Here is a 26,292-nt window from a genome sequence, read left to right as displayed (position 1 = left end):
CTCCTTTATAATGGACGGTTTCGCAAAAACACACGTCAAATCATGGAATTAGCCAAGTCGTTCGAGCCTGCCGATATCGAAAAATTCTGGCGCGAGGAGTGGGAAAAGCGCGGATATTTCGCCGCCACCACCGCGCCTGAAAAGCCGTCGTTCAGCATCCAGCTGCCGCCGCCGAATGTGACCGGCACGCTGCACATGGGCCATGCGTTCAACCAGACCATCATGGACGGTCTGACCCGCTACCATCGCATGCGCGGTTTCAACACCGCCTGGATCCCGGGCACCGACCACGCCGGTATCGCCACGCAGATCGTGGTGGAGCGCCAGCTCGATGCGCAGAAAATTTCACGCCATGACCTCGGCCGCGAGAAGTTCGTCGAGAAAGTGTGGGAATGGAAAGAAAAATCCGGCTCCACCATCACCGGCCAGATGCGCCGCATGGGCGCCTCGACCGACTGGGACCGCGAGTACTTCACGATGGATCCCAAGATGTCGAACGTCGTTACGGAAGTGTTCGTGCGCCTGTTCGAGCAAGGCCTGATCTATCGCGGCAAGCGACTGGTGAACTGGGATCCGGTGCTGGGCACCGCGGTCTCCGACCTGGAAGTGGTGTCGGAAGAGGAAGACGGTTCGATGTGGCATATCCGCTATCCGCTGGCGGATGGCAGCGGCAGCATCACGGTCGCCACCACGCGTCCCGAGACCATGCTGGGCGACGTCGCCGTGGCGGTGGATCCGACTGACGAACGCTACGCGCACCTGGTCGGCAAGATGCTCAAGCTGCCGCTGTCGGATCGCGAGATCCCGATCATCAAGGATGAGTACGTCGACAAGGAATTCGGCACCGGCTGCGTGAAGATCACCCCGGCGCATGACTTCAACGATTATCAGGTCGGTGCGCGCCACAACCTGGAAAAGATCAGCATCTTCACGCTGGACGCCAAGATCAACGAAAACGGCCCGGCCAAATACCAGGGTATGGACCGCTTCGAAGCCCGCAAGCAAATCGTTGCCGATCTGGACGCCGCCGGACTGCTGGATCTGGTCAAGCCGCACAAGCTGATGGTGCCGCGCGGCGACCGCACCGGCGTCGTGATCGAGCCGATGCTGACCGATCAATGGTTCGTCGCGATGAGCAAGCCGGCGCCGGAAGGCACCTACTTCCCCGGCAAGTCGATCGCCGAAGTGGCGCTGGAAAAAGTCGCCAACGGCGAGATCAAGCTGATCCCGGAAAACTGGAGCAACACCTACAACCAGTGGCTCAACAACATCCAGGACTGGTGTATCTCACGCCAGCTCTGGTGGGGCCATCAGATCCCGGCGTGGTACGACGAAGACGGCAAGGTCTACGTTGCCCGCACCGAAGCGGAAGCGCAGGCGCAGGCCGGCGGCAAGGCCGTGACGCGCGACAACGACGTGCTCGATACCTGGTTCTCGTCGGCGCTGGTGCCGTTCTCGACGCTGGGCTGGCCGGAAATTACGCCCGACTACAAACTGTTCCTGCCGTCGTCGGTGCTGGTGACCGGCTTCGACATCATCTTCTTCTGGGTGGCGCGCATGGTCATGATGACCACGCATTTCACCGGCCAGGTGCCGTTCAACACGGTCTACGTGCACGGCCTGGTGCGTGACGCCAGCGGCCAGAAGATGTCCAAGTCCAAGGGCAACACGCTCGATCCGATCGACCTGATCGACGGCATCGGCGTGGATGACCTGGTCGCCAAGCGCACTGCCGGCCTGATGAATCCCAAGCAGGCCGCCAGCATCGAGAAGGCCACGCGCAAGGAATTCGCCGACGGCATCCCGGCCTTCGGCACCGATGCGCTGCGCTTCACGTTCGCTTCGCTGGCGACCCTGGGCCGCAACATCAACTTCGACCTCGGCCGCTGCGAAGGCTATCGCAACTTCTGCAACAAGCTGTGGAACGCCACCCGCTTCGTGCTGATGAACACCGAAGGCCAGGACTGCGGCTTCGACGGCCACGTCAAAGGCGAGTGCAACAAGGAAAAGCTGCAGTTCTCGCAAGCCGACCGCTGGATCGTGTCGCTGATGCAGCGCACCGAAGCCGAAGTCGAAAAGGGCTTCGCCGACTACCGCTTCGACAACATCGCCTCGGCCATCTACAAGTTCGTGTGGGACGAGTACTGCGACTGGTACCTGGAAATGGCCAAGTCACAAATCCAGAACGGCAATGAAGCGCAGCAGCGCGCCACCCGCCGCACCTTGCTGCGCGTGCTGGAAGGCGTGCTGCGCCTGGCGCATCCGGTGCTGCCGTTCATCACCGAGGCGCTGTGGCAAAGCGTGGCGCCGCTGACCGACAAGAAGCTCGATCCGACCGGCGACTCCATCATGCGTCAACCGTATCCGCAAGCCGATCTGGAAAAGATTGACGCCGATGCGGAAGCCTGGATGGCGCAGCTGAAGACCCTGACCGACGCCTGCCGCAACCTGCGCGGCGAGATGCAATTGTCGCCGGCGCTGCGCGTGCCGCTGATCGTCGAAGCAGCAGACGCGGCAGACGCGGAAGCGGTGAACTCCTTCCTGCCTTACCTGCAAACGCTGGTGAAGCTGAGCGAAGCGCAAGTCGTCACGCTGTTGCCGGAGTCGCCTGCGCCGGTCGCCATCGTCGGCGATCTGAAGCTGATGCTGAAGGTGGAAATCGATGTCGCTGCCGAACGCGAACGCATGGCCAAGGAGATCACCCGCATCAGCGGCGAGATCGTCAAGGCCAATGCCAAGCTGTCCAACGAGAGCTTCGTCGCACGCGCACCGGAGGCGGTCGTGGCGCAAGAGAAGGAGCGCCTCGCCAACTTCACCACGACGCTGGCGAAATTGCAGGAGCAGCTGGCCAAGCTGAAGTAAGCCGAAGCAGCTGCCGCGCCTGTTGCCGGGCGCAAAAACAAAGCCGCCATCCCTTGTGGAACGGCGGCTTTTTTATTCCTTGCGGGACATCCCAAGCTTGTCTACACTAGTCGAATAAATTAGAACAACCGTGCTTTTATACGCGGATTTTTATTCCCAACCATCCCCATCACTGGACGGAGACATCATGAAGACTCGCATCATCCTGAGCAGCATCCTGCTGGCCCTTGGCACACTGGCCGGCGCCACCGCCTGGGCCGAGGGATCACCCGTGGGCTTGTGGAAGAACATCGACGACGCCACCGGCAAACCGAAGGCGCTGATCCGCATCACCGAGAGCGACGGCGAGCTCAAGGGCAAGATCGAGAAGCTGTTTCGCCCCGCCGAAGAAGAGCAGAATCCCAAGTGCGAAAAGTGCGAAGGCGCGCTCAAGGATCAGCCCATCATCGGCATGACCATCCTCTCCGGCCTGAAGAAGGACGGCGATGAATACAACGGCGGACAGATTCTCGATCCTGCCAACGGCAAGTTGTACAAGAGCAAGCTGACCGTCATCGAAGACGGCAAGAAGCTCAACGTGCGCGGCTACATCGGCATGCCGATATTGGGCCGTACCCAGACCTGGGTGCGCGAAGATTAGGCCGCATCAGTGTTTCCGGACAACAAGGCGGCTTCGGCCGCTTTTGTTTTTGCGCGACATTTTTGTCCGGCGCGGCGGTTTTCTTGTTTTATAATCAAGTTCGCTGTCACTGAAAATCATATAAAAAATAAGTGTTTTTTCATGGGACCGGACCTGCTCTTTCAGGTTCGTCGGGAGCATCGTGATTCCCTGCAATCCCATTCCGCAAAACGTATGGCTTCAGACCGGGGGGCGTATGTGGCAACGGTGGCATGGCTTTCTTTCGCGACACGTCGTGTCTGTGCTATTCATTTCAGCTCTAGCGGCGGCAGCCTCGGCAACCGATCTGCCAGTAAAGATCGTTCCGATCGGCTTTGCCGGACCGCTGAGCGAGATCAATGCCAGGAACGGGCGCAATGCGGCGATCCTCGCCATCGAAGAAATCAATAAGGGCGTCCCGCGCATCAATGGCCAGGCGGTGATTTTTGAACTCGTCGAACAAGACGACAAAGCCGATCCGCGCATTGCCGAATACATTGCCCGTTACTTCGCCGGCAGCAAAGCCATTGGCGTCGTCGGCCATTGGACCAGCAACGCCACAGTGGCTGCGGCCCCCATCTATAACGAAGCGGGAATGGCGCAGGTGTCTCCGGCATCGTGGAGCCGCGGCTTCACTGAGAAGTCTTTCAAGACCGCTTTCCAGATCCTTGGCACCGATGATGCCGGCCTCGCCTATGCTGCCGACTATCTGGTCAGGGAACAGCAACTCAAGCGCGTATTCGTGCTGGACGATGGCGCCTATCTCGGCACCAGCATGGCCGATTATCTGTCGGCCCATGTCAAGGCGGCGGGCGGCGAGATCGTGTACCGGACGTCGGTCAACGGCAAGACCTCCGACTTCAACGCCCCGCTGCAAAAAGCCCAGCAGGTCAAACCGGATCTGATTTTTTTCAGCGGGCGCGTGATTCAGAGCGATGTGCTGGCGCGCAACCTGCACCGCTTCAACCTGTCTGCAAAGTTGCTGATCACCGGCAGCGTCGTGACCGGCAACTTCCTGCGCAATGCCGAGAAGATCAACATCAGCCTGATGGCTATCCTACCCAGCACGCCGATGGAAAAACGTCCAGGCGTAGTGGCGCTGCAAAAAAAATACATGGAGAGATTCAATATGGAGATGCTGCCGTTTGCGGCATACGCCTACGACAGCGTGCACGTGCTGGTTGCCGCGGCCAAGAAGGCCAACTCGCTGGATCGCGGCAAGATCGTCGACGCGCTGCACGAAATAAAATACAGCGGCATCACCGGCACCATTTCCTTTGACGCCAATGGCACGCTGCTTAAGCCCGCCTATACGCTGTACAGCATGGAGCAGCAAAAGTGGGTGCCGCTGCGCGTCTTCACGGCAAAGTGAACGACCGACACTGCGGGTTATGGCGCCGGCTTGTATTTGGCGACATAGCTGTCGAGCTGGCGTGCGAAGGCGCGGCCATCGCTCTGACTGAACGCAGCAGGTCCACCGGTTTCCACGCCGCTGCTGCGCAGCTCTTCCATGAAATTGCGCATGGTCAGGTGCTGTTGGATATTGTCGGCGGAATACATTTCGCCACGCGGATTAAGCACAGCCCCACCCTTGGCGATGGCCTCTGCTGCCAGCGGAATGTCGGCGGTGATGATCAGGTCGCCGGGTTGCGTCAGCCTGACGATCTCCTTGTCGGCGACGTCGAAGCCGGCCGGCACGACAACAGCTTTGATGAAGCGCGATGGCGGCACGCGCAGGAGTTTGTTCGCCACCAGCGTAACCTGGATGTGCGTGCGCTCGGCGAGACGGAACAACATGTCCTTGATGACGCCCGGACAGGCATCGGCATCAACCCAGATTTGCATAATCAGCTCTCACGTCGCGGCTCTCACATCGGCTCTCGAAAAAACATCGGACCGCAACGGGTCCGATGAGAAGTGCGGCATGCAGCGAACGCGCGGGTATCAGACAAACGACACCGTCAGTCCCGGCAAGGCGACGCCGGAAAATGCCGTGATCCAGGTCTGCCCGGCTTCCACCGGATAGGCGTCGGTCCAGGTGCCGGTGGTAATGATTTCGCCGGCTTGCAGCGGCGTGAATTGCGGCTGGGTGTTGAGCAGCTGATGCAGGTGCCACAGCGCGTGCAAGGGGCTGTCGGCTTCGTCGTTGAAGAAGCCCGCGGCATGCAGCCGGCCGGTGCTGTCGGTGCTGCTCGACAATGACACGCTGGCGCTCGCCAGGATCTGCGGCAGGTTGTGGCGCGTAGCCGACGACAGCACATGCGGCTCGCCGATGATGAGCGTGCCATGCAGGCCGAAGGCGGCGATCGAATCGGCTACCGTGAATTCCCAGTTGGCGAACGGACAGGTGACGATCTCGAAACCGTGCGCCATCCATTCGATGCATTCGGCCAGTTCGTCGATGGTCGCGTCGCGCGACGGCGCCCGGCCGAGCTTGAAGACGATTTCCGGTTCGATGCGCGGCTGCAGCGCACCGCGCAGGCATTGCTTGCCGTGATTGTCTTCGGCGTAGCGCACCGTGGAGTCGTAGATGTGCGCCCAGATCGGAATGCGGGTGTCGTCGGTAACGCCGTATTTGTCCCAGGTCTTGTGCACGGTGAAGCCGATTTTGCGGCCGACCGGCTGTTCGCCTTGCGCCACGCGGATATCGACGATACGGCGGGCGATGTCGTAGGCATCGTCAACGGACAGCGGTTGGGAAGAGGACAGGAGCGGCAACAGGCGTGTGTTTGCACGGGCATCGAGGAGTTGATGCGCGTACCTGCTGGCTTGGCTCGACATAAGCATGAGAGGCTCGCCCACAAAGATAGTGATTAGCTATCCATTGTCGGTGACGATTAATTTTTGCACAAGTGAAAATAAAGAAATCACAAGAAGATCGCATGAAATTCTTGGCAAATTTCTAATGAATTGACGACATGGCGAGACATTTTTCAGGCGATGCAATCACCCGGCCAAATGGTCAGGCCAGTTCAGTTTGAACGTGAGTTGACGCTGCTCAACAGCTGTTGCCGATCGGCACGCATGGAAGTGATGGCCATCGGATGAAGTGTACCGGCGGCAGCGCCGATACAATTTCCGCAGGGAGAATTCAACCGGCCCAAAGATCGCCGTTGGGACCGGTGCGCGGCGCGGTCACGCCGAAGTGAGTGTACGCCGCCGGCGTCGCCACGCGACCGCGCGGCGTGCGCTGCAGATAGCCTTGCTGGATCAGGTAAGGCTCGAGCACGTCTTCGATGGTGTCGCGTTCTTCGCCGATTGCCGCGGCCAGATTGTCGAGACCGACCGGGCCGCCGTTGAATTTGAACAGCACCGCTTCGAGCAGCTTGCGATCCATCACGTCGAACCCGACCGGATCGACGTCGAGCATGACCAGCGCAGCATCCGCCATCGCTTGCGTGATCCGACCGTTGCCCTTGACTTCGGCATAGTCGCGCACGCGGCGCAGCAGGCGGTTGGCGATGCGCGGGGTGCCGCGGCTGCGCCTGGCGATCTCCAGCGCGCCTTCTTCGACGATCGGCGCGTTCAGCAGGCCGGCGCTGCGCGTGACGATGCGCGCCAGTTCGGGTGGCGTGTAAAACTCCAGGCGCGCGACGATGCCGAAGCGGTCGCGCAGCGGATTAGTCAGCATGCCGGCGCGCGTGGTGGCGCCAACCAGGGTGAACGGCTGCAGGTCGAGGCGCACCGAACGCGCCGCCGGGCCTTCGCCGATCATGATGTCGATCTGGTAGTCCTCGAGCGCGGGATAGAGGATTTCTTCCACCACCGGCGACAGCCGATGGATCTCGTCGATGAACAGCACGTCGTTGGCTTCGAGATTGGTCAGCAGCGCTGCGAGATCGCCCGCGCGCTCCAGCACCGGGCCGGAAGTCTGGCGCAGGTTGACGCCCATTTCGCGCGCGATGATGTGCGCCATGGTGGTCTTGCCGAGACCCGGCGGACCGAACAGCAAGGTGTGATCAAGCGCTTCGCCGCGCTGGCGCGCCGCCGAGATGAAGATCTCGAGCTGGCCGCGCACTTTTTCCTGGCCGACGTATTCATCGAGCTGCTTGGGCCGCAGGGCGCGTTCGATTGCCTCCTCGTTGGCCGAGGCCGGCGTGGCGGCAATGATGCGTTGTTCGGAAAAGTCGTCGGTCTGGATGCTCATGATTTACCGTTCAGGCTTTGGATAGTGCTTTCAGCGCGTGCTTGATGCCGTCGGAGACACTGGCGTCGGCCGGCACCTGCTTGAGCGCCAGGGTTGCTTCCTTGTCGGAATAACCGAGCGCCAGCAAGGCGTTGAGGATATCCGAAGTCGCATCGTGATGCACCGCGCCGCCGACCACGCCGAGGTCGGCGCCGAGCTTGCCCTTGAGTTCGAGCAACAGGCGTTCGGCGGTCTTCTTGCCGATGCCGGGGACCTTGGTGAGACGCCCGGCTTCCTGCAGCGTCACGGCCTGCGCCAGATCGCTGACGGACATGCCGGACAGGATCGACAGCGCCGTACGCGCACCGACGCCGGAAATCTTGATCAGTTCCTTGAAGGTGTTGCGCTCTTCGGCGCTGCCGAAGCCGAACAGCACGTGTGCGTCTTCACGGATCGCCAGGTGCGTCAGCAGCACCACTTTTTCGCCGAGGCCCGGCAGGTTGTAGAAGGTGCTCATCGGCACGCCGACTTCATATCCGACGCCGTTGCAGTCGACCAGCAATTGCGGGGGATTTTTTTCGAGCAGGATTCCGGAGAGGCGACCGATCATGATGGCTGGGCAGAAAGATGAATGGTGGAATGATACAGTACTGTTCGGATAAACAGTATATGAATCCGCCAAGGCAGCCCCGTACGCTTGCCTTGAAGCACCTTGCCGGGCTATCGTCTGGCCTCACGTACCCATAACCACGCAAGGATCCCATGGCAGGCAGCAGCTTTTTCGCGTTGATCGACGACATCGCCGGCATCCTCGACGACGTTTCCGCAATGACCAAGGTCGCAGCCAAGAAAACCGCAGGCGTGCTGGGCGATGATCTGGCGCTCAATGCGCAGCAGGTGTCCGGCGTCAACGCCGACCGCGAATTGCCGGTGGTGTGGGCGGTGGCGCTCGGTTCGCTGAAGAACAAGGCGATCCTGGTGCCTGCCGCGTTGGCGATCAGCGCCTTCGCGCCGTGGGCGGTGACGCCGCTGCTGATGCTGGGCGGCGCCTTCCTGTGCTTTGAAGGCTTCGAAAAACTGGCGCACAAGTATCTGCCGCACGAAGAAGAACACCTTGACGAGGCTGCCGCTCCTGAAGCCGCCGAAAGCGAGCAGGACAAGATCAAGGGCGCCATCCGCACCGACTTCATCCTGTCGGCGGAGATCATCGCCATCACGCTGGGCACGGTCGCCGGCGCGCCGTTGCAGCAGCAGATCACGGTGCTGGCCGGTATCGCGCTGATCATGACGGTCGGGGTCTACGGCGTGGTCGCGGGCATCGTCAAGCTCGACGATGGCGGCCTCTACCTGCTGCGCACCGGCGGCGCATTCGGCCGCCGCATCGGCCGCGCCATCCTGGTCGCGGCGCCGATCATGATGAAGAGTCTGACCGTGATCGGCACGGTGGCGATGTTCATGGTCGGCGGCGGAATTCTGACGCACGGCTTTGCGCCGGCGCATCACTGGATCGCCGGCGTCAGTGCGCCGCTGGCGGCAATACCGGCCATTGGCGGCTTGTTGTCGGCAGTGGCGCCGTCGGTGCTGGATGCGGTGTTTGGCGTGATCGCCGGCGGTGTGGTGCTGCTGCTGGTGACGCTGGTGCAACGCGTGCTGAAGATATTCAAGAAGGATTAGCCGACCAGACGGCCGCCGCGCATGCGCAGGCCTTTCTTCGCAAGCGCCGGCGCCAGTCCGCCAAGCGCGCTGAGGATCTCGCCGCTATGCGCATGGCAGATCGCTACGCCGAGCGCATCTGCCGCGTCGGTGCCCGGCAAACCCGGCAGCGCCAACAGGCGCTGCACCATGTCCTGCACCTGCTGCTTCTGCGCCTTGCCGTGACCGGCGACGGCTTGCTTGACCTGCAGCGCAGTGTATTCCGCTACCTGCAGGTCGGCCTGCACCAGCGCGCAGATCGCAGCACCGCGCGCCTGGCCGAGCAGCAAGGTGGATTGCGGGTTGACGTTGACGAAGACTTTTTCGATCGCGGCGCAATCGGGTGAATACGTCTGGATGACTTCGCCGACGCTGTCCAGGATGACCTTGAGCCGCGGCGCCAGATCGCCGTCCGGCGTCTTGATGGTGCCGGACGCGATATAGGTGAGCTTGCTGCCCTGCTTGTGGATCACGCCAAAGCCGGTGGTGCGCAAGCCGGGGTCGATGCCGATAATTTTCATGCAAACAGAATGTGAGTCAATCGTTTCAGAAGGAGATCCGGGCGAGAAGGCAATCAACGCCCCTTGAGCGCCTTCACTATTTTCCAGTCGCCGCCCTGTGCTTCATACACGGTAAACACGGGATCATTCAGGTTGCCTTCCCGGTCAAACGAAATCACGCCGGTCAGTCCCTTGAATTTTTCCGCGTGCAACGCTTCGATCAGTTTGCGCGGATCGACGGAATTGCCCGAGCGAATCGCTTCGCCCACCGTCTGCACCGTATCATAGGCGCGTAAACTGCTGACGTCGATATACGATGAAGAAAACCGCGCGACATAATTCTTTTCAAAATTCTTCCATCCTGGCAGTTTATCTCGTTGCTGGTCCGATTCCAGCGTAAAGATATTGCCGGCGCCGTTGACCTGGTTCAGGAAGTTCCGGTTGTTCATGCCGTTCATCGCATTCAGGAAGCGCGTATTCACGCCCAGCCGCTTCGCGTTCACTATCATGTTGGCGGCCTGCAAATGCGTGCCGCCCCAGAATATCGCATCCGCCCTGCTCTCCTTGATATCGGCCAGCACCTGGTTGAAATCGGAGGTCTTGTCGCTGACCGAGTACCGACCGAGCAAAAGCCCCCCTGCTTTCCGGAAGCCCTCGCTGAACTGATCCGCCATCGCCGTGCCAGACGGCGTCTTGTCGTCGATCACCGCCATGCGATCGACCTTGAGGTCGTCATACACATAGTGCCCGAAAAGAATGCCGCCCTGTTCGCTGTGGCCGAACATGCGAAATGTGTTGTCGTAGCCGAGCTGCGTGAATTTGTGGTTGGTCGCGCCGACCGAGATGTAAGGGATGCGCGCGGCCTGGACCTGTGCGGCAGTGGCGATGCATACCGTGGAACTATGGCAGACAAGCGCCGTGAGGTTTCTCTTGAGCAGATAATCCGTCGCCAGTTTGCCGGCGTTGGCGTCGAAACGATCGTCTTGCGGGATCAGTTCAAAGACGGCCCTGGTGTTGTTGACCTTGATGGCTTTCTTGTTGAGTTCATCGATCGCCAGTTGTGCGCCGTTGATCATGCTGGCGCCCCGCGCCTGATTGGATCCGCTGAGGGGCGCCAGAAAACCGATGACGACCTTGATTTCGTGGGTTTCCTGAGACGAGGCGGGGACAGGAAAACCGCTGAGACCGACCCAAGACAGCAGCAGAAACACACCAATGCGCCACGCAGGAGAGCGAGGATTCTCGTTACGACACGACAGCAACGGACGGTTCATCGGCAACCTCCCACGAGAGAAAGTGATCGCTCATTATCCATCGAAAAATTGCCTTGATGCCAACATCGGACTTCACCCCACGCAAAAAACAACAAGCCCGGCACGTGTGCCGGGCTTGGATGCCGTGTTGCAGCGCCAGAGAAGAATCAGTGGCGGAAGTGGCGCGTACCGGTCAGCAGCATCACGACGTCGCGTTCATTCGCTGCATCGATCACTTCCTGATCGCGCATCGAACCGCCCGGATGGATCACGCAGGTCGCACCAGCGTCGACCACCACGTCCAGGCCGTCGCGGAACGGGAAGAAGGCATCCGACGCCACTGCCGATCCGGCCAGCGTCAGGCCCGCATTCTGCGCCTTGATCGAAGCGATGCGGGCGGAGTCGATACGGCTCATCTGGCCGGCGCCGACACCCAGCGTCATGCCGTTGCCGCAGAAAACGATCGCATTGGATTTGACGAACTTGGCGACGCGCCAGGCGAACATCAGGTCCTGCAATTGCTGCGGTGTCGGTTGCTTCTTGCTGACGACCTTGACGTCGGCCAGCAGCACGTTCTTGGCGTCCGGCGATTGCACCAGCAGGCCGCCCCCGACGCGCTTGAAGTCATGCGCATTGAGGCCGTTGCCGAGCGGGATTTCCAGCAGGCGGACGTTTTGCTTGGCGGCGAAAATCTTCTTCGCTTCGGCGCTGAAGGACGGTGCGATCAGCACTTCGACGAATTGCTTGGCGACCGCTTCGGCGGCCGCGCCGTCGAGTTCGCGATTGAAGGCGATGATGCCGCCGAAGGCCGAAGTCGGATCAGTCTGCAAGGCCTTGCTGTACGACTCCAGCGGATTGGCGCCGATCGCCACGCCGCATGGATTGGCGTGCTTGATGATGACGCAGGCGGTCGTGTCGGCGGCATCGAAGGTCTTGACGCATTCCCACGCGGCGTCGGCATCGGCGATGTTGTTGAACGACAGTTCCTTGCCTTGCAGCTGGGTGTAATTGGCCAGCGCGCCGTCGACCTTCTTGACGTCGCGGTAGAACGCGGCCGATTGATGCGGGTTCTCGCCGTAGCGCATGTCCTGGACTTTTTCGAAGTGCAGGTTCAGGGTTTCCGGATAGGCACTGCGCGTGGCATGTTGCTTGTCTTCGCCCAGCGAGGTGAAATAGTTGGTGATGGCGCCGTCGTATTGTGCAGTGTGGGCGAATACTTTCTTGGCCAGTGCAAAGCGCTTTTCGTACGGCAGGTCGCCGCCGTTTTGCAGGTCGGCCAGCACGCCGGCGTAGTCGGTCGGATCGCAGATCACGACCACATCCTTGTGGTTCTTGGCCGACGAACGCAGCATTGCCGGGCCGCCGATGTCGATGTTTTCGATCGCGTCTTCCAGCGAGCATTCTTCCTTGGCGACGGTCTGCTGGAACGGATACAGGTTCACCACCACCATGTCGATGGTCGGGATGCCGTGCTTGTCCAGGGCGGCGACATGCTCGGGGAAATCGCGGCGCGCCAGGATGCCGCCATGCACTTTGGGATGCAGCGTCTTGACGCGTCCATCCAGCATTTCCGGGAAACCGGTGTAGTCGGCGACTTCGGTCACCTTGACGCCGTTGTCGGCCAGCAGCTTGGCGGTGCCGCCAGTGGACAGGATGTTGACGCCCATGGCGGACAGCGCGCGCGCAAAGTCGAGCACGCCGGCTTTGTCGGAAACGGAGATGAGTGCTTGTTTGATCATGATGGCATGAAGGAGAAGAAGAACTGCGTGGATGAAGGAATTCGGCGACGGTGTAGGTGTGACCGGCGATGCGCTGGCAGGCGCACCGCCGCATGCAAGTGTTACAGCAAGCCGTGCTGCTGCAATTTCTTGCGCAGGGTATTGCGGTTGATGCCGAGAATTTCTGCGGCTTGCGACTGATTGCCGTCGGCGCGCGCCATCACTGCTTCGAAGATCGGTTTCTCGACCGTCAAAACAACCATGTCATAGACATTCGATGGCAGCTGCTCGCCCAGGTCCTTGAAATACTTGTCAAGGCTCTTCCTGACGACATCCTCGATACTTTCTTTACTCATTACGAAATGCTTCTGTTCTTTTTAGTGTGTTGATCAATGAAAAGCCGCTGGCTCCAAGTCCAGGCCAATCCGCCTCGCAGCTATGCTGCCAGCGGCTGATCGGCAATCCCGTATTGTAACCGCTCGCCATATGCCGCCTGCGATTCAAAGAAATCGCGCACTGCGTTCCATTGCAGCTGGCAATCTTCGAGACGGTTCATGCGCTGCCGGAATTGTTCCCCCTCCGGCAGGTCGCGGACATACCATCCTATGTGCTTGCGCGCCGTGCGTACGCCGAGATACTCGCCGTAAAACGCGTAGTGCGCCTGCAGATGTTCCAGCATCAGTTCCTGCACTTCCGCTACCATCGGCGCCGGCAAATGCGTGCCGGTGCGCAGGAAGTGATCGATTTCGCGGAAGATCCACGGCCGTCCCTGGGCTGCGCGGCCGACCATGACGGCGTCGGCGCCGGTCACCGCCAGCACATGCCGTGCACGCTCGGGCGTGGTGATGTCGCCGTTGGCGACCACCGGAATCTTCACCGCCGCCTTGACGGCGGCAATCGTTTCGTACTCGGCTTCGCCGCTGTAGCCGTCGGCGCGCGTACGGCCGTGCAGCGTCAGCATGGCGATGCCGCTTTGTTCGGCCATGGCGGCGATGGCCAGGGCGTTCTTGTTTTCGCGGTTCCAGCCGGTGCGGAATTTCAGCGTCACCGGCACGTCGACCGCATTGACGACCGCGTCGAGAATCTGGCCGACCAGCTTTTCGTTTTGCAGCAAGGCCGAACCGCACCAGCTGTTGCACACCTTCTTGACCGGGCAGCCCATGTTGATGTCGATGATCTGCGCGCCGCGGTCGACGTTATGTTTCGCGCAATCGGCCAGCATGGCGGGATCGGCGCCGGCGATCTGCACCGCCTTCGGCTCCATCTCGCCGTCGTGGTTGGTGCGGCGCGACGTCTTCTCGCTTTGCCACAAGCGCGGATCCGAGGCCGCCATCTCCGACACGGCGTAACCCGCCCCCAGTTGCTTGCACAACTGGCGGAAAGGCCGATCCGTCACACCAGCCATCGGGGCGACGAAAACGTTATTGCGCAGGGAATGCGGGCCGATATTCACGGGTCGTTGGACGGTGCGGTCGTGTGGTTGCAGGGGAAGGGCGTCATTTTAGCGCGATTGGCCGTGCGCCCCAACAAGAATCGGTCTTGCAGCGCAGCGGCGACAACACATTTGACGAAGCGACAAGAATTGCCACCCGGCGTCGTATCCAGCCCGACAGAACGGAACGGGAAGGCAGGAAGGGGTTTAGCGATCGACCTCGTCCAGCACGCCGGCCGACAAATGCGCCACGTCGGCCCACTGCGCGATGTGGAGGTGCTCGCCATCCCATTGCATGCGATTGATGCCGGCGTTGAAGATGTCGAAATCGCGCGCGTGCCCAAAGCCGGTCCGGCGCGACCAGCGATAGATGCATTCGAGCACGCCGCCATGCGTGACGATAGCGATCTTGCGGTGCTGCAGGGCGTTGCTGTGGCGAATCAGGCGCGTGACCGCACCGACGGTGCGCTCGGAGAATTCGCGCATGGTTTCGGCGATGCGTTCTCCGGCCGGATAGCGGGCATCGGGTTCGCGTGCTTTCCAGGCGGCATAGTCCAGCGGATAACGCTGTGCGATGTCGTGATGCTGCAGGCCTTCGAAGCCGCCATAGCAGCGTTCGCGCAGCGCTGCATCGACGTGCACGTCCTTGCCCTGCAGCGCGGCGACCGCCTGCGCCGTGTCGCGCGCGCGTTGCAGGTCGCTGGCGTAGATCGCGTCGAGCGGCTCGCTGCCGAGCGCCCGGCCCAGCGCCGCCGCCTGCCGCCGCCCTTCGGCGTTGAGCGGAATATCGATGTGGCCTTGCAGCCGTTTGTCGACATTCCAGTCGGTCTCGCCGTGGCGAATCAGCAAGATATCAGTCGTGGCGGCCGTGGCGGTCGTAGAGGTCTTGGCGGGCGTGGCGATCATGGCGCGTGCGGTAGTTGCTGATTACTTGATCAGGTCGGGATTGAGCGTGTACGTGCCGGTGATGGCCGCCTGCGCCAGCACGTGGCCTTGCAGCGCATTGTGCACGTCGGTGCCGGTGAACTTGCCGGTGACGGTCAGTTGTTCCTGGTCGATGGCGTACAGCGTGAAAATGTAACGATGCGCGATGGCGTCGTTCCACGGCGGGCACGGACCGTCGTAGCCGAAGTAATCGCCGCTCATGTCGCCGTCGCCGGCGAACCAGCTGGTGTAGTCGTTGAGGCCGTGGCGCGCGCCCGACAGCGGATCGCCGGGAATCGCCGGGCCGGCCTTGCCGCGCGTGGTGACGGCGCTGCTGAATTGCCCCGCGGCCAGCTCGGTGACGCCGGCCGGAATATCCACCATTGTCCAGTGGAAGAAATCGACGCGCGGCAAATCGGCCGGCACGGTCTTGCCTTCTTGGTTGACGTCGTCGCCGCGCGACGGCACATCGGGATCATGCACCACCAGCACCAGCGACCTGGTCCCGGGAGGCAGATCGCTCCAGGCCAGGTGCGGGTTTTTGTTGGACGACAAGGCTACGTGGTTTTTGGGATCGGCGACGGCAAAGGCGAATTCGCCCGGAATGACTGCGCCGTCCTGAAAAGAATCGCTCCAGAGTTTCATATGTGCTCTCCTTTGAAAATCAGCCTGCTATTGAATGCCATCAACTATCGTCAGGTGGCAGCCGGTTTTACCTGCAGCCAGAACGTGACGGGCCCGTCATTGGTCAAGGAGACCTGCATGTCGGCGCCGAAGCGGCCGGTCTCCACCACGCCGTGGCGGGCTTTTGCCTGCGTAACGAAATGATCGAACAGGTGCTTGCCTTCCGCCGGCGGTGCGGCCGGCGTGAACGACGGCCGCGTGCCGGAGCGGGTGTCGGCCGCCAGCGTGAACTGCGGCACCAGCAGCAAGCCGCCCAGCACGTCGGTCACGCTGCGATTCATCTTGCCGGCCTCGTCGGCAAACACGCGATAGGCCAGCAGCTTGGTCAGCAGCCCGTCGGCTTCCCTGACGGTGTCGCCGCGTTCGGCGCAGACCAGCACCATCAGGCCTGCACCGATGGCCCCGACCTGCTCGCCTTCCACTACGACATCAGCTTTGCGGACTCGTTGCAACAATCCGATCATGACGCTGCTGCCGTCGCTGTCATTGCGACAAGGTAACGCGGGCGAACTTGCGCTTGCCGACCTGCACGACGAATACGCCGGCGTCGACCTTGAGCCCCTTGTCGCTGATCACCGTACCGTCAATGCGCACGCCGCCCTGCTCCACCATGCGCAAGGCCTCCGAAGTCGAGGCGCACAGGTTGGTCTGCTTGAGCAGCTGGCCGATGCCCAGCGGCGCGCCGGTCAGGCTGACTTCCGGCACATCATCCGGAATGCCGCCCTTGGAGCGGTTGACGAAATCGGCCAGCGCATCTTCGGCCGCCTGTTGCGAGTGGAAGCGCGTGACGATTTCCTGCGCCAGCGCCACCTTGATGTCGCGCGGATTCTTGCCTTCGGCGACCTCGGCCTTGAAGCCGGCGATGTCGGCGATCGAACGGAACGACAGCAGTTCGTAATAGCGCCACATCATCACGTCGGAAATGCTCATCACCTTGGCGAACATGGTGTTGGCCGGTTCGGTGATGCCGATGTAATTGTTCTTGGACTTGGACATCTTGTCGACGCCGTCCAGGCCTTCCAGCAGCGGCATGGTCAGGATGCACTGCGGCTCCTGGCCGAAATCCTTTTGCAGCTCGCGGCCCACCAGCAGGTTGAACTTCTGGTCGGTGCCGCCCAGCTCGAGGTCAGACTTCAACGCGACCGAGTCATAACCCTGCATCAGCGGATAAAGGAACTCATGCACCGAAATCGGCGTGCCTTCCTTGAATCGCTTGGTGAAATCGTCGCGCTCCATCATGCGCGCCACGGTATAGCGCGAAGCCAGCTGGATCATGCCGCGGCTGCCGAGCGGGTCGCACCATTCGGAGTTGTAGCGGATCTCGGTCCGGGCCGCATCCAGCACCAGGCTGGCCTGGGCGAAATAGGTCTTGGCGTTGACCTCGATCTGCTCGCGCGTGAGCGGCGGGCGGGTGGCGTTGCGGCCGGACGGGTCGCCGATCATCGAAGTGAAATCGCCGATCAGGAAAATCACGTTGTGACCGAGGTCCTGCAGCTGGCGCATCTTGTTCAGGACCACGGTGTGACCCAGATGCAGGTCGGGCGCAGTCGGATCGAGGCCCAGCTTGATGCGCAGCGGCTGGCCGCTCTTTTCGGCGCGCGCCAGTTTTTGCGCAAATTCGTTTTCGATGAGCAATTCGTCAACGCCGCGCTTGGTGATGGCCAGCGCTTCCTGGACTTTATCGGACAGGGGCAGGAGAGTTTGGGGTGTAGGCTGTTCGGCGTTCATTGATATAACTAAAAAATAGGCTTTTGTAGGACAGTACCGGATTGACGCTTTGCTATAATCGCGCTTTCGTCTTTCTGCCGCACGCCATCTAGAAGCGCAATCAGCAGAGAATTTAGCATTCATCGCCTGTCGAGAATCTGTAAAAAGCGTGCGTCATCGGGGAGTCATTGACGCTGCTTGCGGTTGAATGGCAACCTGGTTGGCCGGTCGTATGTTTCACCACACCGGCAGCGCGGAACGATCCGCCAACTTCATTGCCATCCTGCAACAGGATTCGGAACAAGCGTAAACGGTAGATTTTAACGTATTGCATGTTCCCTAAAGATAAATTCGCGCGCGTCGCCTCCCTATACCGCACCACCCATCTCCTCTGCCAGGAGAAATTCCACGGTTCTTCCCGCAAGACCAAGATCCTGTCCGCAGGCGCCCTGTTCCTCGGCGCCTTCACGATCGGCGCCGCCGGCTTCGCCCCGGCCGAGCCCGACACTTCCGATGCGCCGGTCCACGCCATCGTCAAGGATCTGGCCTTGCCGGATTTGCAACAACAGGTCGCGCAACTGGAAGACCGTGAAGAGTTTTACGTCAACGAAGAAAAAGTCCGTTCCGGCGACACGCTGGCCACGCTGCTGACACGCCTGGGCGTGGACGACGAGGCCGCCGCCAACTTCATCAAGTCCGACACCCTGGCCCGCGCGGTCATGCAATTGCGCGCCGGCAAGCGCGTGATGGCGCGCACTTCCGAAGATGGCGAGCTGCAACAGCTGACCGCGACGCTGAGCGACGGCCGCGACGGCCAGCAGGTCAACAATCTCGTGATCGAACGCAGCGGCGACACGTTCAAGGCCAGCACCGCGCCGGCCGTACTGGAACGCCGCGTCGAAATGCGCTCCGGCCAGATCCGCTCGTCGCTGTTCGCGGCGACCGATAATGCGCAGATCCCGGACAGCGTGGCGACCCAACTGGTCGACATGTTCTCCACCAACATCAACTTCGCGTCCGACCTGCGCCGCGGCGACCGCTTCAACGTGGTCTATGAAACCTTCTACAACAATGGCGAACCGGTGCGCACCGGCCGCGTGCTGGCAGGCGAATTCAGCAACGCCGGCAACACTTACCAGGCGGTCTGGTTCGACGAACCGGGCAGCAAGATCGGCGGCGGCTATTACTCCTTCGACGGCAAGTCGCTGAAGAAAGCCTTCCTCAAGTCGCCGCTGGCCTTCACGCGTATTTCATCGGGCTTCTCGATGCGCGTGCACCCCATCCTCGGCATCTGGAAGCAGCACACCGGCGTCGACTTTGCAGCACCGACCGGCACACCGATTCATGCTTCGGGCGACGGCGTGGTTGACTTCGTCGGCAAGCAAAACGGCTACGGCAACATCGTCGTGATCAAGCACTGGAACAATTATTCCACCGCTTACGGCCACATGAGCCGCTTCGCTACCGGCCTGCGCAAGGGCGACAAGATCAGCCAGGGTGAAGTGATCGGCTTTGTCGGCATGACCGGCTGGGCTACCGGCCCGCATCTGCACTACGAATTCCGCGTCAGCAACGTGCCGCGCAATCCGCTGTCGGTCGACGTGCCGAATGCGCAACCGCTGAGCGGCGGTCAACTGGCGCGTTTCCGCGCGGTCTCCACCGACATGAACCGCCGTCTTTCGCTCCTGCGTCCGGCCGGTGAAAACGGCAACCTGACGGTGGCATCGCGCTAAGAACCTGTTCACGATCCGCCGGAACCTCCGGGACTCAAAACCGGTGATGGAATCGCTGTAGAATTGCAGCGACTCCATCACCGGTTTTTTTATGCCCGCCGAACTCTCTTCGCCGCAGCGCTCCGCCTCCTCATCCCTGTATATCGGCCTGATGTCCGGCACCAGCCTGGACGGCGTTGACGGCGTGCTCGCTTCACTGCCCGACGACGGCCAGCCGATGGCGACGCTGGCGACGGCCTACGTGCCGTTCCCGCAAGATTTGCGGGCCGCGCTGATGGCGCTGCAATCCAACGGCGAGAATGAATTGCAGCGCGAAGCATTGGCCGCGAACCAGTTGGCCAATCATTACGCGCAATGCGTGGCGCAACTGCTTGAAAAAAGCGCGATTCCTGCGGCATACATTCGCGCGGTCGGCGTGCATGGACAAACCATCCGCCATCGCCCCGAACTCGGCTATACGCGCCAGACCAACAACCCCAGCCTGCTGGCCGAACTGTGCGGCATCGACGTCATCGCCGACTTCCGCAGCCGCGACGTCGCCGCCGGAGGCCAGGGCGCACCGCTGGTGCCGGCCTTCCATCAGGCAGTATTCGGCAGCGACAGCGAGATGCGCGTCGCGGTCAACATCGGCGGCATCAGCAACATCAGCATCCTGCCTGCCGGCCGGCAAGCTGCCACCTCAGGCTTCGACACCGGTCCGGGCAATGTATTGATGGATGCATGGATCGCGCGGCATCAGGGTCAAAGCTATGACGCCGACGGCGCCTGGGGCGCTTCCGGAAAAGTGGACGCCGCCCTGCTGGCGGCCTTGCGCAGCGATGCCTATTTCGCGCTGCCGCCGCCCAAGAGCACCGGCCGCGACTTGTTCCACGTCGAATGGCTGGAACAGCGCCTGCAAGGTTTCTCGCAGCTGCCGCCGGCTGACGTGCAGGCGACGCTGACGGCGTTCACCGCAACCACCATCGCCGACGCCATCGTCGCGCATGCACCTGCCACCGCTGCGCTCTATGTCTGCGGCGGCGGCGCTTACAACGGGTACTTGCTGGAGCAGCTGGCGCAAGCCTTGCAGGCCAGTGCGGGCCGCACCGTTCCGGTCATGTCGACCGAAGTGCTGGGCGTGGCGCCCAATCATGTGGAAGCATTGGCCTTCGCCTGGCTGGCGCAACGCTTTTGCCTGCGCCTGCCAGGCAATCTGCCCGCCGTCACCGGCGCACGCGGTTTGCGCGTGCTCGGCGGTCTCTATCCGGCGCAATAATCGGTAATCCGGCGCGCCGGATTTGCAGACTTAATCAATACCGGTAAACTCTGCCGCCGTCGAGGCGCACGCGATCTCCGATGCGCAGATCACCGGCGCTGTCCTGCGCGAACGTCTGAGTAGAACCGTCATTCATGCGCACGCGGATATTGTAGACTTCGCGTCCGCCGTGATTCTTCTGCACCTGATTGCCCACCACGGCGCCGCCGACTGCGCCGGCCACGGTTGCCGCCGTGCGTCCCGAGCCGCTGCCGATCTGATTGCCGAGCAAGCCGCCCACCGCACCGCCTATCAGCGTACCGCCGACGCCGCTGCTGTTTTCATGCGCGACATCAATGGCTTCAATGACGCCGGTGGTGTTATAGGAATAGGAAGGCGGCGGCGCACCCGCGTTGTTGGGCTGCGAACGGTAGTCGGGACCGGCGCAACCATTGAGGATGGCCAGCATGCTCAAGCCGATGGCGAGCAGGGAGATGTAATGATGTTTCATTGCCGGGTCCTTGGAGTGTCTGAGGGCGGGAACGCGTGCAGCGCGCGGCTGTGTGTGCCTATTTATGCCTATTGTCGACGGGCATGCCGGGCTGCAACATCGGATAAGTGCTCAAATCCTTGTCAGACATTCCCCGCACGCAAGACGCCGCTGCAGTGCGATGGCAACAAAATGTTTCCATGAAGACAAACAATCCGGAAGAGCGCGCCGAACTCGCGTCTTTTCCACGCTATGTGCCGCAACCGAGGGAGGTAGCATGAATACCCGTCAGCCTTCCCGAGGAGCTCCGATGCGCCGCACCCTCTCTCTTTTGTTTGGTGTTGCACTGTGCACGGCCATGACCACGACGGCGACTGCTGTGCCCGCGGACGGAGCGTCACCGCCATCTCAATTCCAGACCGTGCTGATCGGCGTGATCGGTCCGCTGACGATTCCGCGCGGCAAGACCACTCGCGACGGGGCCCAATTTGCGGTAGATAAGATCAACGCGCAAGGACTGCGCGTCGGCGATAAGAACATCGTGCTGAGGTTGTTCCTCGCCGACGACAAGAACGACCTCAATCTGGCCGTCATCAATGCCCGTGCCGCTGTTGCTGCCGGGGTGGTCGGCGTGGTCGGCCACCTCACCACCGACGCCAGCATCGCTGCCGCCAAAATCTACAACGAAGCCGGCGTGCCGCAATTGTCGCCGACCTCGTCCGGCCGCGAATTCACGCAGCTCGGCTATTCAACCGTCTTCCAGTTGCTCGGACACAGCGAATACACCTCGCAGTACCTGGCGGAAACGGCCATCAAAGTGCTGCGCGCCAAACGCATCATGCTGATCGACAACGACACGCTGCTCGGCAAGGCGCTGGCGCGCGGCTTCGCAGCGGCCGTGACGCGCCAGGGCGGACAGATCGTGGACAGCGACAAAATCAACGCCAAGAGTTCGGATTTCAACGCCGCCGTGGCGAAGATCAGGAACGCCAGCCCCGATCTGGTGTTCTTCGCCGGCGTGGAGCCGCAGACCAGCGCTTTCGCCGTGCGCTTGCGCCAGTTCGGCCTGCAAACCCGACTGCTGCTGGCAGGCGGCGCCGTCAACCCGCTTTTCCCGCGCAAGACCGAGGAATATCCCGAAGGAACGCTGGTGCTGGTGAATGGCCATCCGGTGGAGAAAGTACAGAATTTCAAGCGGCTGGAGCAGGCCTATCGCGAAAAGTACACCTCCCCGCTGATCCCCCGAACCTGGTTCGCCTACGATGCAGTGGATATGCTGGCCGAAGCCATGAAGCGCGCGGGCTCGACCAATCCACGCCTGCTGTCGCCGATCCTGCATCAGATGAAATTCAACGGGCTGTCCGGGGCGATCTCGTTCGCGCCCGACGGCAGCCTGATAGCGCCTCCTTACACCTTGTATCGCGCCGAACAGGGCCGCTGGAAAACCCTTAACACGCTGCCCTGACACTGGAACAGCAGGTTGGCGGAAGCTGCCTGTCCGTGCTCAGTTCAGCCAGCCGCGCCGGCGGAAGTACCAGAACGGCGCGATCGCCGAACCGATCATCATCGCAATCGCCAGCGGGTAGCCGCCACCCCAATGCAGCTCCGGCATCCAGTCGAAGTTCATGCCGTAGATGCTGGCGATCAGCGTCGGCGGCAGGAAGGCGACCGAGGCCACCGAGAAGATCTTGATGATCTTGTTCTGGTTGATGTTGATGAAACCGACGGTGGCGTCCATCAGGAAGTTGATCTTGTCGAACAGGAAGGCGGTGTGGCCGTCCAGCGATTCGATGTCGCGCAGAATCTGGCGCGCGTCCTCGAACTGGTCCGCGCTGAGCAGGCGGCCGCGCATCAGGAAGCTGACCGCGCGGCGCGTATCCATCATGTTGCGGCGGATGCGGCCGTTCAAGTCTTCTTCGTGGGCGATGGTGTTGAGCACTTCGGCGGCAGCCTGGTCGGACAGGCTTTTCTTGAGCACGCTGTGGCTGACCGCTTCGAGCTTCTGGTAAATCCCTTCGAGCGCATCGGCCGAATACTCGGCGTCGGTTTCGTACAGGTCCAGCAGCACGTCGCGGTAGTCGCCGATCGAACCGGGACGCGAACGGGCGCGCATGCGCACCAGGCGAAACACCGGCAAGTCTTCGGCATGCACTGAAAACAGGATATTGCGCGCCAGGATGAAGGCTACCGTCATGGTGGCCGAGGTGTCGTCGTCGCCTTCGAACAGGAAATCGGTGCGCAGGTGGAGGTCGCCGTTCTCGGCTTCGAAATAGCGCGCCGAGGCTTCGATGTCGCTGAATTCGTCTTCGTCTGGCAGCGTCACGCCGTAGATGCTCTTGACCCAGGCACGCTCGTCGTCGGTCGGCTCGGTCAGGTCGACCCACACCGGCGCAATCGTTTCCAGATCGCTGCGGCTGTCGATATTGACCTGGTTCAGTCGACCGTTCTGCAAAACAAAAACATTAATCATGTGATCTCACTGTCAGGACAAGACGACTGAAGATGCAGGCGCCGCTTTTGGCGCCGCCGACAACACGCCGGTACGGCCGGGCTGCAGAAACTTGCTGAATCGACATGCACCGCAGAAGGCCGCCCGCGAAACGAACGCAAGTGTACGTTTTAGCTCCACCGCAGGCAAGCACGTTCCTGCAACGGCGGTGCCCGGCGGTCTTATTTCCTGGCCGGCGGCTTGGCGACCGGTTTGGCGGCCGGCTTTTCCACCGGTTTGGCCGGCGGCAGTTCGGCTGCGTTCATGCGGCGCAGGATCAGTCCGGTGCGATTGGCGAGGTAGGCCGAGCCGGGATTCTTGTCATAGAAGCGCGGGCGCGGCAACATCACCGCCAGCCGCGCCGCCTGGCTGGGGCCGAGGCTGGCGGCGGATGCGCTGTAGTAATGCAGCGATGCGGCTTCGGCGCCGAACACGCCGTTACCCCACTCCACCACGTTGAGATAGATCTCGAAGATGCGCTGCTTGTCCATCAGGAACTCGAGCATGTAGGTGATGATGAATTCCTGCGCCTTGCGCAGGTAGCTGCGCTCGCCCGACAGAAACAGGTTCTTGGCCAGCTGCTGGGTAATGGTCGAGCCGCCGGCCACCACCTTGCCTTTTTTGGTGTTCTTTTCGTACGCCTTTTGCAGCGCATCCCAGTCCACGCCTTCGTGCTCGGAAAAATTGGAATCCTCCGACGCAATGATGGCGCGCTTGAGGTTGTTGGAAATGCGGTTGTACGGCACCCACTTGAATTGCAGCTGCGCATTGGGATTCTTTTCCTGCAGCAGCGACAGCTGGTGGCGCATGAAGCTGGTGGATTCGGGATTATGATCGACCCACCACCAGATCTGCACGAAGAAATACAGTTGCAGCAGGAACAGCAAGGTGATCGGCAAGACGATCAGCCACAGGAACAACTTGCGCAGGAGCTTCATTTTTTTATCTGAGTATTTTTGGCGTGATGCGGACAAGCGTAGTCGGTGGCGGGCAAAGCTGCAAGCGCAAGCAACGCGCCGCAACACAATTTCCCTGGAACGGGTTCACGATCTTACTGGCTGAGCTGGCGGCGCAACGCGCTGAAGACGTCGGCGGTTTCCGGCCGCACGCCGCGCCACAGCAGGAAGGCTTCGGCGGCCTGCTCGACCAGCATGCCGAGGCCGTCGCGGGTGACCGCGCCGTGGCGACGGGCGAACTCCATGAACACCGTCGGCTGCTTGCCGTACATCATGTCGTAGGCCAGCGTGGCGCCGGAAAACACGCTCGCCGGCAGCGGCGGCACATCGGCGTCGAGGCTGGCGGAAGTGGCGTTGATGATGACGTCGAAGCTGCCTTGCAAGGCGGCGAATTCAGCGGCGTCGAGCCGGCCGAATTCGGCGAATTGGCTAGCCAGCTCTTGCGCCTTGGCGTGGGTGCGATTGGCGATGGTCAGCGCCGCCGGCTGTTGCTCCAGCAGCGGCAGCAGCGCGCCGCGCGCGGCGCCGCCGGCGCCCAGCAGCAGCACGCGCTTGCCGGCCAGCGCAACGCCGGCGTTGTGCACGATGTCGGCCACCAGCCCGGCGCCGTCGGTGTTGTCCCCGAGAATCTCGCCGCCGTCGAATCTGAGGGTATTGACCGCGCCGGCCAGGCGCGCGCGTTCGGTCAGGCGATCCGCCAGGGCGTGGGCATCCAGCTTGAACGGCACCGTGACGTTGGCGCCCTTGCCGCCGTTGGCGATGAACACCTTGACCGCCGCCTTGAAGCCTTGCAGCGGCGCCAGCAGGCGCTCGTAAGTCAGTTGCTGGCCGGTCTGCGCAGCGAACTGCGCATGGATTTCGGGCGATTTGCTGTGGGCAATCGGATTGCCGATGACGACGTATGCATCCATGGTGTCTGCCTCTGTCTTCTTGTCTTAGTTGGACCCGCTCAGGTCGGTCTGCAGCGTCTCGTCACGTGTGAAACGAAAGCGTGTGATGACTTCCCAGATATCATCCTTGCCGCCGGTGGTGCGCATGTTGTCGGGGAAGCGGCCGAACGGCGCCGAACGCCGTACGATGGTCAGCGCCGCCGCGTCCAGCGCCAGGTTGCCGGAACTGCGCTCGACCCGCACGCCGCCTTCCTTGTCGTAAATGCTGCCGTCCTGGTACACCGGGATATATATCACCAGCTCGCCGTACAGCTTCTTGCCGTCTTTCTGCGGGAAATTCAGCGTGCCGATCTTTTCGATCTTTTCCTGCAACGCCTTGTAGTACATCGCGTAGCCCGCTTCACGCGTGCGCGCGGTGATCTGTGTCTTCTTCGGACGCTTGTTGTATTCCTCGATGTTCTTGGCGACTTCCGCCTCCATGCGCGCGACCGCCTTGGCGGTGTCGAGCAGGTCCTTGGCATTGAGCTGCGGCTGCACTTCCTTGTGCGGCTCGCGCTCGGGCGTGGCGACCACGGGCGCATTCTTGTTCATCTGCGCGAGGATTTTCTGCTGCTGCGCTTCGAGCTCGGCCACCTTGCGCTGCGCTGCCTTGACGCTGTCGCCGGTCTCGACCTTGCGCATGTCCGGCAAGGGCGATTTGGCGCGACCCTGGTTGGCGTTGCCGCCGCCGTCGAGGTTGGCTTGCGCGATGGCATCGGCCTTGACCGGCGCCTTGTCGTGCTTGGCGTTGACCAGGATCACTTCCAGCCCGGGATCGGCCGGCTTGAGACGGAACGCCTCCGGCGCGGCAAACCGCACCGCCAGCAGGGCCGCGTGCACCAGCACAGACCCGGCGAGGGCGATGGTCAGAAAACGGTTTTCAGCGAAGAATTTCACAGGTGCATG

25 protein-coding genes are annotated in these 26,292 nt (G+C 61.6%); 7 read left to right on the top strand and 18 right to left on the bottom strand.

Features of this window, described 5'->3' with window-relative positions:
- Positions 1–42 precede the first annotated feature (42 nt).
- From F506_RS00950 to F506_RS00940, 3 genes are all read left to right on the top strand, one after another.
- Positions 43–2,862, top strand: a complete 2,820-nt coding sequence (locus tag F506_RS00950; RefSeq protein WP_053194912.1) for a valine--tRNA ligase — start codon at positions 43–45, stop codon at positions 2,860–2,862.
- Positions 2,863–3,049: 187 nt separating this feature from the next.
- Positions 3,050–3,502 carry a DUF2147 domain-containing protein gene (locus F506_RS00945; RefSeq protein WP_053194910.1) on the top strand — a complete coding sequence of 151 codons (453 nt, stop codon included), beginning with the start codon at positions 3,050–3,052 and terminating at the stop codon, positions 3,500–3,502.
- A gap of 274 nt (positions 3,503–3,776) precedes the next feature.
- Positions 3,777–4,892 (top strand): branched-chain amino acid ABC transporter substrate-binding protein, encoded by a 1,116-nt coding sequence (locus F506_RS00940; protein WP_235471318.1) that lies wholly within the window; start codon positions 3,777–3,779, stop codon positions 4,890–4,892.
- A gap of 17 nt (positions 4,893–4,909) precedes the next feature.
- Here F506_RS00940 and F506_RS00935 read toward each other — a convergent pair whose 3' ends face one another.
- The 4 genes from F506_RS00935 to ruvA form a co-directional block, all read right to left on the bottom strand.
- Positions 4,910–5,365 (bottom strand): YaiI/YqxD family protein, encoded by a 456-nt coding sequence (locus tag F506_RS00935; RefSeq protein WP_053194906.1) that lies wholly within the window; start codon positions 5,363–5,365, stop codon positions 4,910–4,912.
- Between the two features lie 99 nt (positions 5,366–5,464).
- Complete coding sequence (locus F506_RS00930; RefSeq protein ID WP_200907697.1) at positions 5,465–6,307, bottom strand: 2-keto-4-pentenoate hydratase; 843 nt, start codon at positions 6,305–6,307, stop codon at positions 5,465–5,467.
- Positions 6,308–6,611: 304 nt separating this feature from the next.
- Positions 6,612–7,667, bottom strand: coding sequence for a Holliday junction branch migration DNA helicase RuvB (gene ruvB, locus F506_RS00925; protein ID WP_053194903.1), 1,056 nt, complete (start codon positions 7,665–7,667; stop codon positions 6,612–6,614).
- 10 nt (positions 7,668–7,677) lie between these two features.
- Positions 7,678–8,256, bottom strand: a complete 579-nt coding sequence (gene ruvA / locus F506_RS00920) for a Holliday junction branch migration protein RuvA (RefSeq protein WP_053194902.1) — start codon at positions 8,254–8,256, stop codon at positions 7,678–7,680.
- Between the two features lie 152 nt (positions 8,257–8,408).
- Between ruvA and F506_RS00915 the strand changes: the two genes are divergently transcribed.
- Positions 8,409–9,320 (top strand): DUF808 domain-containing protein, encoded by a 912-nt coding sequence (locus F506_RS00915; RefSeq protein WP_053194900.1) that lies wholly within the window; start codon positions 8,409–8,411, stop codon positions 9,318–9,320.
- Here F506_RS00915 and ruvC read toward each other — a convergent pair.
- The 9 genes from ruvC to tyrS all read right to left on the bottom strand — a co-directional run bounded on the left by ruvC (position 9,317) and on the right by tyrS (position 17,577).
- Positions 9,317–9,859 (bottom strand): crossover junction endodeoxyribonuclease RuvC, encoded by a 543-nt coding sequence (gene ruvC, locus F506_RS00910; protein WP_053194899.1) that lies wholly within the window; start codon positions 9,857–9,859, stop codon positions 9,317–9,319. The genes F506_RS00915 and ruvC overlap by 4 nt on opposite strands.
- A gap of 53 nt (positions 9,860–9,912) precedes the next feature.
- Positions 9,913–11,112 carry a branched-chain amino acid ABC transporter substrate-binding protein gene (locus F506_RS00905; protein WP_083457498.1) on the bottom strand — a complete coding sequence of 400 codons (1,200 nt, stop codon included), beginning with the start codon at positions 11,110–11,112 and terminating at the stop codon, positions 9,913–9,915.
- A 146-nt stretch (positions 11,113–11,258) separates the two neighbouring features.
- Positions 11,259–12,830: a bifunctional phosphoribosylaminoimidazolecarboxamide formyltransferase/IMP cyclohydrolase gene (purH, locus tag F506_RS00900; protein ID WP_053194895.1), complete on the bottom strand. Its 1,572-nt coding sequence runs from the start codon at positions 12,828–12,830 to the stop codon at positions 11,259–11,261.
- A 101-nt stretch (positions 12,831–12,931) separates the two neighbouring features.
- Positions 12,932–13,165 carry a Fis family transcriptional regulator gene (locus F506_RS00895; protein ID WP_007883354.1) on the bottom strand — a complete coding sequence of 78 codons (234 nt, stop codon included), beginning with the start codon at positions 13,163–13,165 and terminating at the stop codon, positions 12,932–12,934.
- Positions 13,166–13,245: 80 nt separating this feature from the next.
- On the bottom strand, positions 13,246–14,262 hold the full coding sequence (dusB, locus tag F506_RS00890) for a tRNA dihydrouridine synthase DusB (RefSeq protein WP_053194893.1): 1,017 nt from the start codon (positions 14,260–14,262) through the stop codon (positions 13,246–13,248).
- Between the two features lie 186 nt (positions 14,263–14,448).
- Positions 14,449–15,147 (bottom strand): histidine phosphatase family protein, encoded by a 699-nt coding sequence (locus tag F506_RS00885; RefSeq protein WP_053194892.1) that lies wholly within the window; start codon positions 15,145–15,147, stop codon positions 14,449–14,451.
- A 21-nt stretch (positions 15,148–15,168) separates the two neighbouring features.
- Positions 15,169–15,810 carry a YbhB/YbcL family Raf kinase inhibitor-like protein gene (locus F506_RS00880; protein WP_053194890.1) on the bottom strand — a complete coding sequence of 214 codons (642 nt, stop codon included), beginning with the start codon at positions 15,808–15,810 and terminating at the stop codon, positions 15,169–15,171.
- Between the two features lie 50 nt (positions 15,811–15,860).
- Positions 15,861–16,313: a D-aminoacyl-tRNA deacylase gene (gene dtd / locus F506_RS00875; RefSeq protein WP_053194889.1), complete on the bottom strand. Its 453-nt coding sequence runs from the start codon at positions 16,311–16,313 to the stop codon at positions 15,861–15,863.
- A 19-nt stretch (positions 16,314–16,332) separates the two neighbouring features.
- Positions 16,333–17,577, bottom strand: coding sequence for a tyrosine--tRNA ligase (tyrS, locus tag F506_RS00870; protein ID WP_053194888.1), 1,245 nt, complete (start codon positions 17,575–17,577; stop codon positions 16,333–16,335).
- A 311-nt stretch (positions 17,578–17,888) separates the two neighbouring features.
- Between tyrS and F506_RS00865 the strand changes: the two genes are divergently transcribed.
- Positions 17,889–19,289, top strand: coding sequence for a M23 family metallopeptidase (locus F506_RS00865; protein ID WP_053194886.1), 1,401 nt, complete (start codon positions 17,889–17,891; stop codon positions 19,287–19,289).
- A 91-nt stretch (positions 19,290–19,380) separates the two neighbouring features.
- Complete coding sequence (locus F506_RS00860) at positions 19,381–20,544, top strand: anhydro-N-acetylmuramic acid kinase (RefSeq protein ID WP_053194884.1); 1,164 nt, start codon at positions 19,381–19,383, stop codon at positions 20,542–20,544.
- Between the two features lie 34 nt (positions 20,545–20,578).
- Here F506_RS00860 and F506_RS00855 read toward each other — a convergent pair whose 3' ends face one another.
- Positions 20,579–21,034 carry an outer membrane lipoprotein gene (locus tag F506_RS00855; protein ID WP_053194882.1) on the bottom strand — a complete coding sequence of 152 codons (456 nt, stop codon included), beginning with the start codon at positions 21,032–21,034 and terminating at the stop codon, positions 20,579–20,581.
- A gap of 289 nt (positions 21,035–21,323) precedes the next feature.
- On the opposite strand from F506_RS00855, the gene F506_RS00850 reads away from it, so the two are divergent.
- Positions 21,324–22,478 carry a branched-chain amino acid ABC transporter substrate-binding protein gene (locus F506_RS00850; RefSeq protein WP_235471316.1) on the top strand — a complete coding sequence of 385 codons (1,155 nt, stop codon included), beginning with the start codon at positions 21,324–21,326 and terminating at the stop codon, positions 22,476–22,478.
- Between the two features lie 39 nt (positions 22,479–22,517).
- Here F506_RS00850 and corA read toward each other — a convergent pair whose 3' ends face one another.
- From corA to F506_RS00830, 4 genes are all read right to left on the bottom strand, one after another.
- Entirely contained in the window at positions 22,518–23,483 is a 966-nt protein-coding gene (corA, locus tag F506_RS00845) for a magnesium/cobalt transporter CorA (RefSeq protein ID WP_053194879.1), read from the bottom strand.
- Between the two features lie 200 nt (positions 23,484–23,683).
- The gene (mtgA, locus tag F506_RS00840; RefSeq protein WP_053194877.1) at positions 23,684–24,439 is read right to left on the bottom strand and encodes a monofunctional biosynthetic peptidoglycan transglycosylase; all 756 of its coding nucleotides are present in this window, start codon (positions 24,437–24,439) and stop codon (positions 23,684–23,686) included.
- A gap of 113 nt (positions 24,440–24,552) precedes the next feature.
- Complete coding sequence (gene aroE / locus F506_RS00835) at positions 24,553–25,368, bottom strand: shikimate dehydrogenase (RefSeq protein WP_053194875.1); 816 nt, start codon at positions 25,366–25,368, stop codon at positions 24,553–24,555.
- Positions 25,369–25,392: 24 nt separating this feature from the next.
- On the bottom strand, positions 25,393–26,283 hold the full coding sequence (locus F506_RS00830) for a TonB C-terminal domain-containing protein (RefSeq protein WP_053194873.1): 891 nt from the start codon (positions 26,281–26,283) through the stop codon (positions 25,393–25,395).
- Positions 26,284–26,292 lie beyond the last annotated feature (9 nt).

This window comes from Herbaspirillum hiltneri N3, assembly GCF_001267925.1.
Lineage (GTDB): Bacteria > Pseudomonadota > Gammaproteobacteria > Burkholderiales > Burkholderiaceae_D > Herbaspirillum > Herbaspirillum hiltneri.
This window is presented reverse-complemented; position numbering and strand designations above follow the sequence as displayed.